Raw genomic sequence first — 12,770 nt, 5'->3', positions numbered from 1 at the left:
CGAGGTTCGCGGGGACGTGTCCGAGAGGCCGTCTGCCGTCGCGCTCCGTCCCCGGCCTGTGGTGGGCTGGCGCCATGACCAGCGTTCCGCCGCACACCGCCTGGCCGCCGACCCAGCCGCTCGACGTCGAGCTCGTCGCGGGCGACGCCCGGCTCGCGGTCGATCTGCGCGGTGGCGGCATCCGCGCGCTGACCGTGGGCGGGTGGGAGGTCGTCGACGGCTATCCGGCGGGCGCCGTGCCGGCCGGACGGCGCGGCGGGGTGCTGCTGCCCTGGCCGAACCGGCTGCGCGACGGGCAGTGGCGGTGGCAGGGGCGCGACCTCCAGCTCGACGTCGCCTCGGCGGCCACGCCGAACGCCGCGCACGGGCTGGTCAGCTGGCAGCCGTTCGCCGTCCTCACGCGCTTCTCCGACGCCGTCACCGTCGGCACCCTCGTCGAGCCCCGGCCGGGCTATCCGTTCCGGCTGGCCGCGGCCCTCGACTACGCGCTCGCGCCGGACCGGCTCACGGTGACGGTGCGGGTGCGCAACGCCGGGGCGGACCCGGCGCCGTTCGGCGTCGGCATGCACCCCTACCTGGCCGTCGGCGCCGGCGCGGACGGCGGCATCGGCGACGCCGAGCTCACCCTCCCGGCCCGCACCGCCCTGGAGACCGAGGGCGGGCTGCCCACCGGTGGCCGCCGCCCGTTCGACGGGCGGATTGGCCGGCTGGGGGAGCGGGCGCTCGACGACCCGCTCACCGATCTGGAGCGCGACGCCGACGGCTGGGCCCGCGTGCGGCTGCGGGGCGCGGCCGGCGCGGTGGAGCTCGCGGTGGACGGCGCCTGGCCGTGGCTGCAGGCCTACACCGGCGACACCCTGCCGGAGGGGCAGCGGCGGCGGTCGGTGGCCGTCGAGCCGATGACCTGCCCGCCCAACGCGCTGGCCGACGGCGTCGACCTCGTGGTGCTGGAGCCGGGCGCCGACTGGGCGGGCACCTGGACGCTGTCCTGGACGCCGGCGTGAGGGTCGCCGAGCTGTGGCGGTATCCGGTCAAGTCGTTGCAGGGGCAGCGGCTGGCCGCGGTCGACGTCGGTCCGGAGGGGCTGACCGGCGACCGGCAGTGGGCGCTGTTCGACCGGGAGACCGGGCTGGGGCTCACCGCCCGCCGGGTGCCCGACCTGCTGTTCGCCACCGGCCGGCTGCGCGCGGACGGCGGGGTGGAGGTGGTGTTGCCGGACGGGTCCGTCACATCCGACGACGCGGACCTGTCGGCCTGGCTGGGGCGCCCGGTGGCGCTACGCGCGGCGCCGGACGAGGCCGGCGAGCGGCGCTACGAGAACCCCTTCGGGGTGGGTGGCGACGACGAGTACGACTGGGACGCCTTCACCGGCGCCGGTGGCGCCTTCCACGACAGCTCGGGCATCCGCGTCTCACTGGTCTCCACCGGCACGCTCGGCACCTGGGACCGCCGCCGCTTCCGGGCCAACGTGCTGCTCGACGGCGCGGGCGAGGACGACCTGGTCGGCGCGCGGGTCCGGCTGGGCGGCGCGCTGCTGGACGTCGGCGGGCGGGTGCCCCGCTGCGTGATGGTGACCCGGCCGCAGCCCGGGGGCATCGGCCGGGACACCGGCGTGCTCAGGACCGTGCACCGCGAGCGCGGCGGTGACCTCGCCGTCGGCGCGCGCGTGGCCGGGCCCGGCGCCGTGGCGGTCGGCGACCGGCTCACCGTCGAGCCCGGGGGAGGATGAGCGGCGTGCGCACCGTCTCCCTCCGCCCCGGCGAGGACACCATCCGGCTCGGCCAGCTGCTCAAGCTGGTCGACGCCGTGCCCACCGGCGCCCAGGTGAAGGACGTCCTGGTCACCGGCGCCGTGCGGGTCAACGGCGAGCCCGAGGAGCGCCGCGGCCGGCAGTTGCGCGCCGGCGACGTCGTCTCCATCGAGGGCGCCGAGGACGTCCGGATCGGCTGAGGGGTTCCACGTGGAACGCGGACCGGAGACCGCCGCCCGGCGGCGGCTGCCCCGCTGGCCGGTCGAGGCCGGGCCCGACTTCGCCGCGATCCGGGCGGAGCTCGACGTCCCCGAGGAGTTCCCGGCCGCGGTGCTCGCCGAGGCCACGGCCGTGGCGGCGGCGCCCCCGCTGCCCGAGCGGGATGCCACCGACCTGCCCCTGGTCACCCTCGACCCCGAGGGCAGCCGCGACCTCGACCAGGCCGTGCACCTCGCGCCGCGCGGCGCGGGTTACCGGGTCAGCTACGCCATCGCCGACGTCGGCGCGGCCGTCCCGGTGGGCAGCGCGCTCGACGCGGAGGCCCGCCGCCGCGGCCAGACCCTCTACAGCCCCGACCGCCGCACGCCCCTGCACCCGCCGGTGCTCAGCGAGGGCGCGGCGAGCCTGCTGCCCGGGGAGCTGCGGGCCGCCGCGCTCTGGACGATCGACCTGGCCGCCGACGGCACCGTGGTCGCCGTCGACCTGGTCCGGGCCCGGGTGCGCAGCCGCGCCCAGCTGGCCTATCCGGCCGTGCAGCAGCAGGCCGACGCCGGCACCCTCCCGGAGCCGCTCGCGCTGCTGCCCCGGCTGGGCCGCCTGCTGGTCGAGCAGGCCCTCGACCGCGGGGCGATCGAGCTGGGCACCCCGGACCAGGAGGTGCGCCGCGCTCCCGACGGCCGCTGGGCGCTGGCCTTCCGCGCCGACCTGCCCGTGGAGACGTGGAACGCGCAGATCTCCCTGCTCACCGGCCGCTGCGCCGCCCGGCTGATGCTGGACGGCGGCGTGGGCCTGCTCCGCACCCTGCCGCCGGCCCCCGCGGCCGACGTCGGACGGCTGCGCCTGGTGGCCGGCGCCCTCGGCGTCGGCTGGCCCGAGGGCGCCGGCCCCGGTGCCGTGCTCGCCGGGCTGGACGCCGCGGAGCCGCGGGCCGCGGCCTTCCTCGAGGAGGCCGGGGCGCTGCTGCGCGGTGCCGCCTACACCCCGTTCGACGGCGCGCCGCCCGGGCTGACCGTGCACGCCGGGGTCGGTGCCCCGTACGCGCACGTCACCGCGCCGCTGCGCCGGCTGGTCGACCGGTTCGGCACCGAGGTGTGCCTCGCCCTGGCCGCGGGCCGCGGGCCCGACCCCGCCGTGCGCGCGGTGCTGCCGGAGCTGCCCGGGCTCATGGCGGCCAGCGACCGGCGCACGCGGGCGGTCGAGCGCGCCGTCCTCGACGCCGTGGAGGCCTGGCTGCTGCAGGACCGGGTGGGAGAGGTCTTCCCCGCGGTGGTCGTCGACGCCGAGGGCGAGCGGGCGACCGTCGTCCTCGAGGAGCTGGCGGTCCGGGCGCGCTGCCGCGGCGCCGGCCTGCGGGCCGGCACGCGGGTGCGGGTGCGGCTCACCGCGGCCGACGTCGCCCGGCGCACGGTCGCCTTCGAGGTGGCGGGGCCGTGAGGCGGCCGTACCTCTCGGCCCGCCTCGCCGGGTTCGGGACCACGATCTTCGCCGAGATGAGCGCCCTGGCGGTGGCCACCGGCTCGATCAACCTCGGCCAGGGCTTCCCCGACTACGCCGGCCCGCCCGAGGTCCTCGACGTCGCCCGCGCCGCCATCGGCACCGGGGCCGACCAGTACCCGCCCGGCCCGGGCACGCCCGAGCTGCGGACGGCGGTCGCCGAGCACCTGGCCCGGTTCCGCGGGCTGTCCTACGACCCCGCCGACGAGGTGCTGGTCACCGCCGGGGCCACCGAGGCGCTGACCGCGGCGCTGGTCGCGCTGCTCGAGGCCGGCGACGAGGTCGTGCTGTTCGAGCCGATGTACGACAGCTACGCCGCCGCGGTGGCGATGGCCGGCGGCGTCGTCCGTCCGGTGCCGCTGCGCCCGCCGGCCGACGGCACCGGCCCCTGGACGTTCGACCCGGCGCAGCTGCGCGCCGCGGTCACCCCGCGGGCCCGGCTGCTGCTGCTCAACACCCCGCACAACCCGACCGGCACGGTGTTCGGCGGTGCCGAGCTGGCCGCGATCGCGGAGCTGGCCCTCGACGCGGACCTCCTCGTGCTGACCGACGAGGTCTACGAGCACCTGGTGTTCGACGGCGCCGCGCACGTCTCCATCGCCGGCCTGCCCGGCATGCGCGAGCGCACCCTCGTCGTCGGCAGCGGTGGCAAGACGTTCAGCACCACCGGCTGGAAGGTCGGCTGGATCTGCGGGCCGGCCGAGCTGGTGACCGCCGTCCGCACGGTCAAGCAGTTCCTCACCTACGTCAACGGCGGGCCGTTCCAGCCGGCGATCGCCGCCGGGCTCCGGCTGCCCGGCACGTACTTCGCCGGCATCGCCCGCGACCTGCAGCGCCGCCGCGACCTCCTGGTGGCGGGGCTCCGGGCGGCCGGCCTGCCGGTCGTCGTCCCGCAGGCGACGTACTTCGCCACGGTCGACGTCCGCCCGCTGCAGCCGGACGGCGACGGCGTCGCCTTCTGCCGCTCGCTGCCGGAGCGGGCCGGCGTGGTCGCCGTCCCCATGGAGGTCTTCTACGCGCCCGGGCACGCCCACCTGGGCCGGCACCTGGTGCGCTTCGCGTTCTGCAAGCGCGAGGAGGTGCTCGCCGAGGCGGTCGCGCGCCTGGGCAGGATGGGCGGGTGAGGATCGCCGCGGTGCAGCACGACATCGTCTGGGAGGACCGGGAGGCCAACTTCGCCCGGCTGGCGCCCCAGGTGGCCCGCGCGGCCGCCGCCGGGGCGGAGCTGGTGCTGCTGGCCGAGACCTTCTCCACCGGCTTCTCGATGACGCCGGGCATCGGCGAGCCCGAGGGCGGCCCCTCGGCCCGCTTCCTCGCCGGGCAGGCCGCCGAGCACGGCGTGTGGGTGGCCGGCAGCTGCCCCGAGATCGCGCCGGACGGCGACCTGCCGTTCAACTCGTTCGTCCTGGCCGGTCCCGACGGCACGGTGCACCGCTACCGGAAGCTGCACCCGTTCACCCACGGGGGCGAGCACGAGCGGTTCCGCGCCGGCGAGGCGCCGGTGACCGTGGAGATCGGCGGCCTGCGGATCACCCCGTTCATCTGCTACGACCTGCGCTTCGCCGACGTCTTCTGGGCCGCGGCGCCGTCCACCGACGTCTACCTGGTGACGGCGAACTGGCCGGCCGTGCGGCGCACCCACTGGCAGGCGCTGCTGCAGGCGCGGGCCATCGAGAACCAGGCCTACGTCGTCGGCTGCAACCGGGTCGGCGCGGCCGGCGACGGCACCGAGCACGCCGGCGACAGCCGGGTGGTCAGCCCGATGGGCGAGCTGCTGGCCACCGCGGCCGGCGTCGAGACCGTCGTCCTGGCCGACGTCGACCCCGCCGAGGTGGCTGCCACCCGCGACCGGCTGCGCTTCCTCCCCGACCGCCGCTCCTAGGCGGAGGGCGGGCGGCGAGGAAACCTCGCCGCTCACCCTCCGCTGCGGGTCGGGGTCTGCTCCACCACGACCTGCTCGCGCTGCACCTGGTCGGTCACCTGCTCGGTGCCGGTCACCGTCTCCACCCGCAGCCGCACCCGCTCGACCGGCACGACCTCGACGCTGACCACCGGCCGCTCGGCGTGCAGCACGATCTCCTCGGGCAGGCCGCCCGTCGGCACGGCGCCCCCGCTGACCAGCGACTCGCCGGGGCCGGGGTCCGGGGCGTCCAGCGGCACCTCCTCCAGCCGGATCTCCTCCCGGCGGATCGGCACGGTGATCTGCACCTCCTCGGTGACCACGTACTTGACCACCCGGGTGCGGGTGACGGCGACCCGCTCGGTGCCGACGGCCAGCCGCTCCTCGCTGCGGGTCATCGCGCCGTCGCCAGCGGGCTGAGCGGGCTGCGCCGGCTGGCCGGACTGGGCCGCCGGAGGCGGCGGGGCCGGCGGCGCCACGACCGGGATCGGCCCGGTCGACGGACCCTGGGCGGCGGGCTCCGCAGGGGCTGCCGCCGGGGGAGCCGGCTGGGCGGGCGCCGGCGGCCGTGCGGAGGTCTCCGCGGTGGCCGGCGCGGCGGTGTCCAGGCCGTAGTGCCGGCGCAGCGCCGCCTCGTCCCCCGGGTCCAGGTGCTCGCCGGACAGCTGCGGCGCCGCGCGGACCGCGTCCTTGCCCACGCGCACCCGCAGGCCGCCGTCGGAGAAGGTCGCGTCCACCGCCGGGACGATCGAGTGGCGGGTGCCGAACAGGCCGGTGGTGACCGCGGCCCACGTCGGCGCGCCCGTGCGGTCGTCGACGTAGAAGTGCTCGACGGTGCCGATCTTCTCGCCGTCGGGCCCGTAGGCCGGGGCCCCGATCGCGGCGGACACCTCGCGCTGACTCAACATGGGTGGTCTCCCCTCCGCTGACCGCCCCGTCGTCGGGGTGGTTCGACCCGCAGGCGTGCCCAGCGACCCCGTTCCGCGAACATCGCGGTCAGGCGGCCGTGCCGGGAGGCTCCGCGGAGGCCCCCCGCGACCGGCGAGCGGCTGCGGGCTCCCCTACGGTCGGGGACGACGCGGCGGCGAGACCGCACCGCCCAGCGAGGAGGAGCCCGTGGTCCCCGGCCACCTGGAGGTCGAGCGCAAGTACGTACCCGGTCCCGAGTACTCGCTGCCGGACCTGCGCGGCGTCGGGGGCGTCGCGGGCGTCGACGAGCCGGTCGAGCACCGGCTCGAGGCGACCTACCTGGACACCACCGACCTGCGCCTGGCCCGGGCCCGCGTCACCCTCCGGCGGCGCACCGGCGGCACCGACGCCGGCTGGCACCTCAAGCTGCCGGCCGCCGCCGGGGCCCGGCAGGAGGTGCACGCCCCGCTGGTGGCCCGTCGCACCACCCCGCCGAAGGCCGTCACCGATCCGGTGCGCGGCCTGCTGCGCGGCGCGCCCCTCCTCCCGGTGGCCACGCTGCGCACCACCCGCGTGGTCACCCTGCTGCGCGACGACGCCGGGCGGGTGCTGGCCGAGGTCGCCGACGACCGGGTCACCGGCACGACGACGGGGGAGGACGGCGCCACCACCGTGCTCACCTGGCGCGAGCTGGAGGTCGAGCTCGTCGACGGGGACGAGGAGCTGCTCACCGCCGTGGGCGCGGCGCTCACCGAGGCGGGCGCGGTGCCGTCCGACTCGCCGTCCAAGCTGGCCCGGGTGCTGGCCGACCGGCTGCCCACACCGTCGGGGGCCGGCGGGGAGAGCGGGGGGAAGAAGAAGCGCAGGAAGAAGGGGAAGGGCGCCCCGGGGCCGTCCGCCGGCGAGGTGGTCGTCGCCGCGGTGGCCGCCCAGCTCGACGCGCTGCAGCAGGCCGACGTCGCGCTGCGCACCGGCGCCCCCGAGGGCGTGCACGACGTGCGGGTCGCCTGCCGCCGGCTGCGCAGCATCCTGGCCGCGTTCCGGCCGGTGCTCGACCGGGAGGCGACCGAGCCGGTCCGCGAGGAGCTGCGCTGGGTGGGCGCCCAGCTGTCGGCCGCCCGCGACGGCGAGGTCGCGCTGACCCACCTGCGGGCGCTGGTCGACGCCCAGCCGCCCGAGCTGGTGCGCGGTCCGGTGGTGGCCCGGCTGCAGACGGCCGTGGTCCGCGACGCCGAGACCGGGCGCCGGCGGGCGCTGCGCACCCTGGCCGACCGCCGGTACCTGGCCGTGCTCGACGCGCTGGCCGCACTGGTGGCCGACCCCCCGCTCACCGGCCGTGCGGAGGAGCCGGCCCGGCCGGTGCTGGCCGCCGCGGTCCGCCGGACCGGCCGGCGGCTCGCCGAGCGGATCGAGGCCGCCCGCGCCGCCGAGGGCGACGGCGGAGCGGCGCTGCACGACGTGCGCAAGGCGGCCAAGCGGGTGCGCTACACCGCCGAGGTCGCCACGCCGCACCTGGGCGAGCCCGCCGCGGCGCTGGTCGCCGCGATGCAGGAGGTGCAGGACGCCCTGGGCGCGGTGCAGGACACCGTGGCGACCCGGGAGGAGTGCCTGCGGCTGGCCCGGGCGGCGGTCGGCGCCGGGGAGGACACCTGGACGTGGGGGCGGCTGCACGCGCTGGAGGAGGCCCGGTGCGCGGAGGCCGCGGCGGCGTTCTGGAGGATGGAGCCGCGGCTGCGTCCGGCGGTGCGAGCCGTCGCGAAGTCCGCCTGACGTCCCCGCTTCCGGAACGAGGCTCCCCCTGTCCCTCATCGGCCTGCTCGGTTTCGGCACGGTCGTCGCCCTGGCGATGGTCCTGCTGCACGCCTACCTGTGGTGGCGGCTGGTGCGCAGCACCACCCGCCCCGGCCGCGCCCGCCGGCTCGGCACCCTGCTGGTCGTGCTCCTCGGGCTGCTGCCCGTGTCGGCGATCCTGCTGCGGCGCACGCTGGCCCCCGACGCCGCCGCCCCGCTGGACTGGGTGGCCTACACCTGGCTGGGCATCGCCTTCTACGCCTTCCTCGCGCTGCTGGTGCTGGAGCCGGTGCGGTGGGTGCTGGGCAGGGTCGTCGCGCCGAGGGCGGCCGAGAGGGCTCCGCGCAGGGACGGACCAGCGGCCGAACCCCAGCCGGACACGGCACCGGGCCCCGGGAGCGGTCCGGAGGACGGCGAGGTCGCGGCCCCGGTCCTCCCCCGGCGGCTCCTCCTCTCCCGCGGCCTCGCCCTGACCGCCGGCGCGGTCGCCCTCGGCACCGCCGGCACCGGGCTGTACCTGGCCAACTCGACCCCCGCGGTCCGCCGGGTGCCGATCACGATCGCCGGCCTGGACCCGGCGCTGCACGGCCTGCGGATCGTCACCTTCTCCGACGGCCACCTCTCGGCCACCTACGGCGGCCGCCGCTTCGAGCGGCTGGTGGAGCTGGTCAACGAGCAGCAGCCGGACGTCGTCGCGATCGTCGGCGACCTGGTGGACGGCGACGTCGCCGAGCTGCGCGAGGAGGTGGCCCCGCTGGCCGACCTGGTCAGCGACCAGGGGGTCTACTTCGTCACCGGCAACCACGAGTACTTCGTCGACACCGAGGCCTGGCTGCGGCACCTGCCCACCCTCGGCGTCGACGTGCTGCGCAACGAGCGGGTGCCGATCCGGCGAGGCGGGGCGTCGTTCGACCTCGCCGGCATCGACGACCGGACGGCGATCGGCTCGGGCGTCCCCGGGCACGGTGCGGACCTCGACGCCGCGCTCGACGGGCGCGACGACGCCGTGCCCGTGGTGCTGCTGGCCCACCAGCCGGTGATGGTCGAGCAGGCCCGGGCCGCGGGCGTGGACCTGCAGCTGTCCGGCCACACCCACGGCGGGCAGCTGTGGCCCTTCGACTACGCCATCCGGCTGGACCAGCCGGTGGTCGAGGGGCACGCGCGGTTCGGGGACACCCAGCTGTACGTGACCACCGGCGCCGGCTACTGGGGCCCGCCGATGCGGATCGGGGCGCGGCCGGAGGTCGCCGTGGTGGAGCTGCGGTCCCCGGGCGCCTGAGCGCGCCTCACAGCCGGCGCAGCGTCGCGAGCACGTCCTCGGTGACCTCCTCCAGCTCCCTGCGCCCGTCGGACTCCGCCCAGTGCACGAGGATCTGGGTGTAGGCCGACAGCAGCAGGGTCACCGCCAGCTGGGCGGCGAGCTCGGTGCCCTGCTCGGGCAGCGCGTCGACGACCAGCCCGGCGGTCGCCCGCTCGTACTCGGCGGCGCGGTTGCGCAGGCCCGGCGTGGACACCACGATCCGCCACCGGTCCAGCAGCTCCTCGCGCTCCGGCCCCTGGAACGCGGACAGCCACGCGCGCATGGCACCGCGGATGCGGTCGACGACCGGCTGCTCGGCGGGCTGCCCGGCCAGCACCGCGTCGATCTCCTCGCGCCGCGGCAGCGGCAGCACGATCTGCTCCTTGCTCGGGAAGTGCGCGTAGAACGTCGGCACCGAGATCCCCGCGGCGGTGGCGATGTCGCCGACGCTGACGTGCTCGTAGCCGCGCTGCCGGAACAGGTCCATGGCCTGGAGGTAGATCCGCCGGCGGGTGTCCGCGCGGCGGCGGTTCGATGGCTCCCGCGACACGGGGCTCAAGATGTCACGTCCGCAGGTCAGGTGGCAGGCGGACCTCCCCCGGGGTTGCACCCGCCAACCGACCGGTGAGACGACATGACGTCGAGACGTCTACCTGTCCAGTACCTTCGGGTGGTGAGCAGCGCCGTGTCGGGACCGAAGTACCTGTCGGTCCGGGAGCACCTGCGCCGCCGCGTCTCCGCCCTCCCGGAGCACACGCTCCTGCCGCCCGAGCCGGTGCTCTGCGCCGAGTACGGCGTCAGCCGGATCACCCTGCGGCGGGCGGTCGACGGGCTGGTCGCCGACGGGCACCTCGTGCGGGAGCAGGGCCGGGGCACCTACGTCACCCGGCCGGCGATCCGGCACGAGTACCGCGAGAGCTTCGTGCACCGGATTGCCGGCTGGAGCTCGGTGATGTCCGAGCAGGGGGCCCAGGTCGGGGTCACCGTGCTCAGCCAGCGGGTCGGGCCGGCGCCGGTGCCCGTGGCCACCGAGCTCGGCGTGGAGGTCGCCTCCGACGTCGTCGAGCTGGTCCGGCTGCGCAGCGTGGACGGCGTCCCCAACCACGTGGCGCACAGCTTCCTGCCGGCCGACCGGTACCCGCGGGCCGCGGAGGCGGACTTCAGCTCCGGCTCGCTGTACGACTTCCTCCGCCGCGAGTACGCCGCCGACCTGGCGCACGCCCGGATCGTCGTCGACGTCGGCACGGCCGGCGCCGACGAGGCCGAGCTGCTCGACGTGGTCGCCGGCTCCCCGCTGCTCGTCGTCCGCACGACGGTGCGCGACACCGGTGGCCGGCCGCTGGTGCACAGCTTCTCCCGGCTGCGCCCGGACGTCAGCCAGGTGGAGTTCGAGGTCTCCGTGGGCGGCGGCCAGTGACCGCCGGCGCGCTCCCGGAGGGCACCACGGCGACCGGCAGCCGGGTGGTCGCCGAGCCGCGCGCCCGGGTGTGGCAGGCCCTGGCCGTGCTCGCGCCGTACTGCGCGGTCTGCGACGTCTCCTACGTCGTCGAGGGCGGCCGGGCGCCGGGTCGCGGCACCCGCTTCGTCTGCGTCCCCGGCCGGCTGGACGGGACGCCGCCCGCGGGGGCGCCGCAGGGCGAGATCACGGAGTGGCAGCCACGCCGGAGCGTGACCACGCGCCTGGACCTCACCCCCGAGGTGTGGACGACGCGCGTCGACCTCGCCGACGACGACGGCGGCACACGGGTGACCGTCACCGTCACCCAGCAGCCGCGCACGTCGCCGCGGCTGATCGCCCGGTTGCAGCGCGGGAGCATGAAGCGGCTGGTCCAGCGCATGGTCGACGGCGAGCTCGACAAGCTCCCCGAGCACCTCGCCCAGCTCGACCAGGGCTGACCGGTTCCCCTGGTCGGGCGACCCGGTGCATCACCGAGGGCCGACACGGGTAGTGACCGTCCACCAGGCGCCCGAGCGGGGGTGAGGGCGCCGACGGTGCACCCGACGCGGTGCCCCCGGCTCCCGCCGGACCGGGCCCCCGTCGACCTGACGAAGGAGAACGCTGTGTTCCAGATCATCGGTCTGATCGTGGTCGGCCTCATCATCGGCGCTCTCGCCCGGCTCATCCTCCCGGGCAAGCAGAACATCAGCATCGTGATGACGCTGGTCCTCGGTGTCGTCGGCGCCATCATCGGCGGCCTGATCGCCCAATGGCTGGGCATCGGCGAGATCACCGAGCTCAACGTCGGTGGCTTCCTCCTCGCCCTGGTCGCGGCGATCCTGCTGGTCGGTCTGTACGCCGGTGTGGCCGGTCGCGGCCACCGCGCCGTCCGCCACTGACCCCCGGACGCCGGGGGACGCGGCCGGGCCTCAGAGCTCGACGGCGTCCCCCGGCGTCAGCCGGCTGTAGGGCGTGGGGGTCCCCGGGCCCTTCTCGCCGAGCAGCCCGGCCACGATGCCCAGCCCGGTGTCGTTGAGCAGCCCGTCGTGCACCGCGAACGCCTGGTCGGCGTCGACCGCGCGCACGTAGTCGATCACCTCGGACAGCTTCGACCACGGCGCGTGCACCGGCAGGAGCAGCGTCGACACCGGCTCGCCCGGCACGGTCAGCGCGTCGCCGGGGTGGAACACCGTTCCCCCGATCAGGAACCCGACGTTCGGGATCCGGGGGATGTCGGGGTGGATCTCCGCGTGCAGCTCCCCGTGGACCGTGACGTCGAAGCCGGCCACGCTCACCGCGTCCCCGTCGCCGACCACGTGCACCCGCCCGCCCAGCCCCTCGAGCTGGGCGGCCACCGAGCCGTTGGTCCACACCTCGAGCGCCGGGTCGGCGTCCATCGCCGCCCGCAGCGGCCCGGGCACGAAGTGGTCGACGTGCTCGTGCGTGATGAGCACCGCGCTCGCGCCCTGCAGCACCCCGGGGTCGGTGAAGGCCCCCGGGTCGAGCACGAGTCGGCGGTCCCCGTCGGCCACGACGACGCAGGCGTGGCCGTGCTTGGTCAGCTCCATGCCTCGCATCCTGCCCCGGGCCCCGGCTTCCTGCTCCGCCGCCCGCGGGGATGGCCGGGGTCCCCCGGAAGGGGGAGGAGGGGCCGCGCACCCGTAACCCCGGCGGCCTCGCGGGTCGACCTTGTCCCCATGAGCGCACCGACGGTCACCGCCCCCCAGGCCACCGCCCCGGGCACCACCTACACCGCGGCCCGCAGCCGCGCGCACGGCCCGACGGCCGCCCTGTGGCACGCCGTCGAGCTGCACCGCCCGCCGGCGGAGCTGGACGGTGCCTGCGAGCTCACCGTCTGCGGGTCGCTGGCCCGCGTCACCGCCGAGCAGCCCTGGCCGGTGCCGTCCGCCGGCGACGTCTGCCCCGCCTGCACCACCCTCGCCCGCTAGCCCGGGCCCTCGTTCCCCGC

The 12,770-nt window shown here is 77.0% G+C and carries 15 protein-coding genes; 12 read left to right on the top strand and 3 right to left on the bottom strand.

Features of this window, described 5'->3' with window-relative positions:
• The first annotated feature begins 74 nt into the window (after positions 1-74).
• The 6 genes from ACI79R_RS00290 to ACI79R_RS00265 are packed head-to-tail and all read left to right on the top strand — an operon-like array spanning position 75 to position 5,345.
• On the top strand, positions 75-1,004 hold the full coding sequence (locus ACI79R_RS00290; protein ID WP_456571570.1) for an aldose epimerase family protein: 930 nt from the start codon (positions 75-77) through the stop codon (positions 1,002-1,004).
• Positions 1,001-1,729 carry an MOSC domain-containing protein gene (locus tag ACI79R_RS00285; protein ID WP_456571569.1) on the top strand — a complete coding sequence of 243 codons (729 nt, stop codon included), beginning with the start codon at positions 1,001-1,003 and terminating at the stop codon, positions 1,727-1,729. Before ACI79R_RS00290 ends, ACI79R_RS00285 begins: the two co-directional genes overlap by 4 nt.
• The gene (locus ACI79R_RS00280) at positions 1,726-1,950 is read left to right on the top strand and encodes an RNA-binding S4 domain-containing protein (protein WP_456571568.1); all 225 of its coding nucleotides are present in this window, start codon (positions 1,726-1,728) and stop codon (positions 1,948-1,950) included. The genes ACI79R_RS00285 and ACI79R_RS00280 overlap by 4 nt, the downstream gene beginning before the upstream one ends.
• A gap of 10 nt (positions 1,951-1,960) precedes the next feature.
• Positions 1,961-3,403, top strand: a complete 1,443-nt coding sequence (locus ACI79R_RS00275; RefSeq protein WP_456571567.1) for an RNB domain-containing ribonuclease — start codon at positions 1,961-1,963, stop codon at positions 3,401-3,403.
• Positions 3,400-4,587 carry a pyridoxal phosphate-dependent aminotransferase gene (locus ACI79R_RS00270; RefSeq protein WP_456571566.1) on the top strand — a complete coding sequence of 396 codons (1,188 nt, stop codon included), beginning with the start codon at positions 3,400-3,402 and terminating at the stop codon, positions 4,585-4,587. Before ACI79R_RS00275 ends, ACI79R_RS00270 begins: the two co-directional genes overlap by 4 nt.
• Positions 4,584-5,345, top strand: a complete 762-nt coding sequence (locus tag ACI79R_RS00265) for a nitrilase-related carbon-nitrogen hydrolase (protein ID WP_456571565.1) — start codon at positions 4,584-4,586, stop codon at positions 5,343-5,345. Before ACI79R_RS00270 ends, ACI79R_RS00265 begins: the two co-directional genes overlap by 4 nt.
• Positions 5,346-5,377: 32 nt before the next feature.
• Here ACI79R_RS00265 and ACI79R_RS00260 read toward each other — a convergent pair whose 3' ends face one another.
• Positions 5,378-6,271: a PRC and DUF2382 domain-containing protein gene (locus ACI79R_RS00260; RefSeq protein ID WP_456571564.1), complete on the bottom strand. Its 894-nt coding sequence runs from the start codon at positions 6,269-6,271 to the stop codon at positions 5,378-5,380.
• A gap of 208 nt (positions 6,272-6,479) precedes the next feature.
• On the opposite strand from ACI79R_RS00260, the gene ACI79R_RS00255 reads away from it, so the two are divergent.
• On the top strand, positions 6,480-8,042 hold the full coding sequence (locus tag ACI79R_RS00255) for a CYTH and CHAD domain-containing protein (RefSeq protein ID WP_456571563.1): 1,563 nt from the start codon (positions 6,480-6,482) through the stop codon (positions 8,040-8,042).
• A 76-nt stretch (positions 8,043-8,118) separates the two neighbouring features.
• Positions 8,119-9,342: a metallophosphoesterase gene (locus tag ACI79R_RS00250; RefSeq protein ID WP_456571562.1), complete on the top strand. Its 1,224-nt coding sequence runs from the start codon at positions 8,119-8,121 to the stop codon at positions 9,340-9,342.
• 7 nt (positions 9,343-9,349) lie between these two features.
• Here the strand turns inward: ACI79R_RS00250 and ACI79R_RS00245 are convergent, their stop codons facing one another.
• Positions 9,350-9,913, bottom strand: a complete 564-nt coding sequence (locus tag ACI79R_RS00245) for a TetR/AcrR family transcriptional regulator (RefSeq protein WP_456571561.1) — start codon at positions 9,911-9,913, stop codon at positions 9,350-9,352.
• A gap of 123 nt (positions 9,914-10,036) precedes the next feature.
• Here ACI79R_RS00245 and ACI79R_RS00240 point away from each other — a divergent pair, with 123 nt between their 5' ends.
• The 3 genes from ACI79R_RS00240 (at position 10,037) to ACI79R_RS00230 (ending at position 11,700) form a co-directional block, all read left to right on the top strand.
• Positions 10,037-10,780, top strand: coding sequence for a GntR family transcriptional regulator (locus ACI79R_RS00240; protein WP_456571560.1), 744 nt, complete (start codon positions 10,037-10,039; stop codon positions 10,778-10,780).
• Positions 10,777-11,259 (top strand): SRPBCC family protein, encoded by a 483-nt coding sequence (locus ACI79R_RS00235; protein WP_456571559.1) that lies wholly within the window; start codon positions 10,777-10,779, stop codon positions 11,257-11,259. Before ACI79R_RS00240 ends, ACI79R_RS00235 begins: the two co-directional genes overlap by 4 nt.
• Positions 11,260-11,424: 165 nt before the next feature.
• Complete coding sequence (locus ACI79R_RS00230; protein WP_456571558.1) at positions 11,425-11,700, top strand: GlsB/YeaQ/YmgE family stress response membrane protein; 276 nt, start codon at positions 11,425-11,427, stop codon at positions 11,698-11,700.
• A gap of 30 nt (positions 11,701-11,730) precedes the next feature.
• Here the strand turns inward: ACI79R_RS00230 and ACI79R_RS00225 are convergent, their stop codons facing one another.
• Positions 11,731-12,369 carry an MBL fold metallo-hydrolase gene (locus tag ACI79R_RS00225; RefSeq protein ID WP_456571557.1) on the bottom strand — a complete coding sequence of 213 codons (639 nt, stop codon included), beginning with the start codon at positions 12,367-12,369 and terminating at the stop codon, positions 11,731-11,733.
• A gap of 129 nt (positions 12,370-12,498) precedes the next feature.
• Here ACI79R_RS00225 and ACI79R_RS00220 point away from each other — a divergent pair, with 129 nt between their 5' ends.
• Complete coding sequence (locus tag ACI79R_RS00220) at positions 12,499-12,750, top strand: hypothetical protein (RefSeq protein WP_456571556.1); 252 nt, start codon at positions 12,499-12,501, stop codon at positions 12,748-12,750.
• The last annotated feature ends 20 nt before the right edge of the window (positions 12,751-12,770 follow it).

It is taken from the genome of Blastococcus sp. SYSU D00820, assembly GCF_054050695.1.
This window is presented reverse-complemented; position numbering and strand designations above follow the sequence as displayed.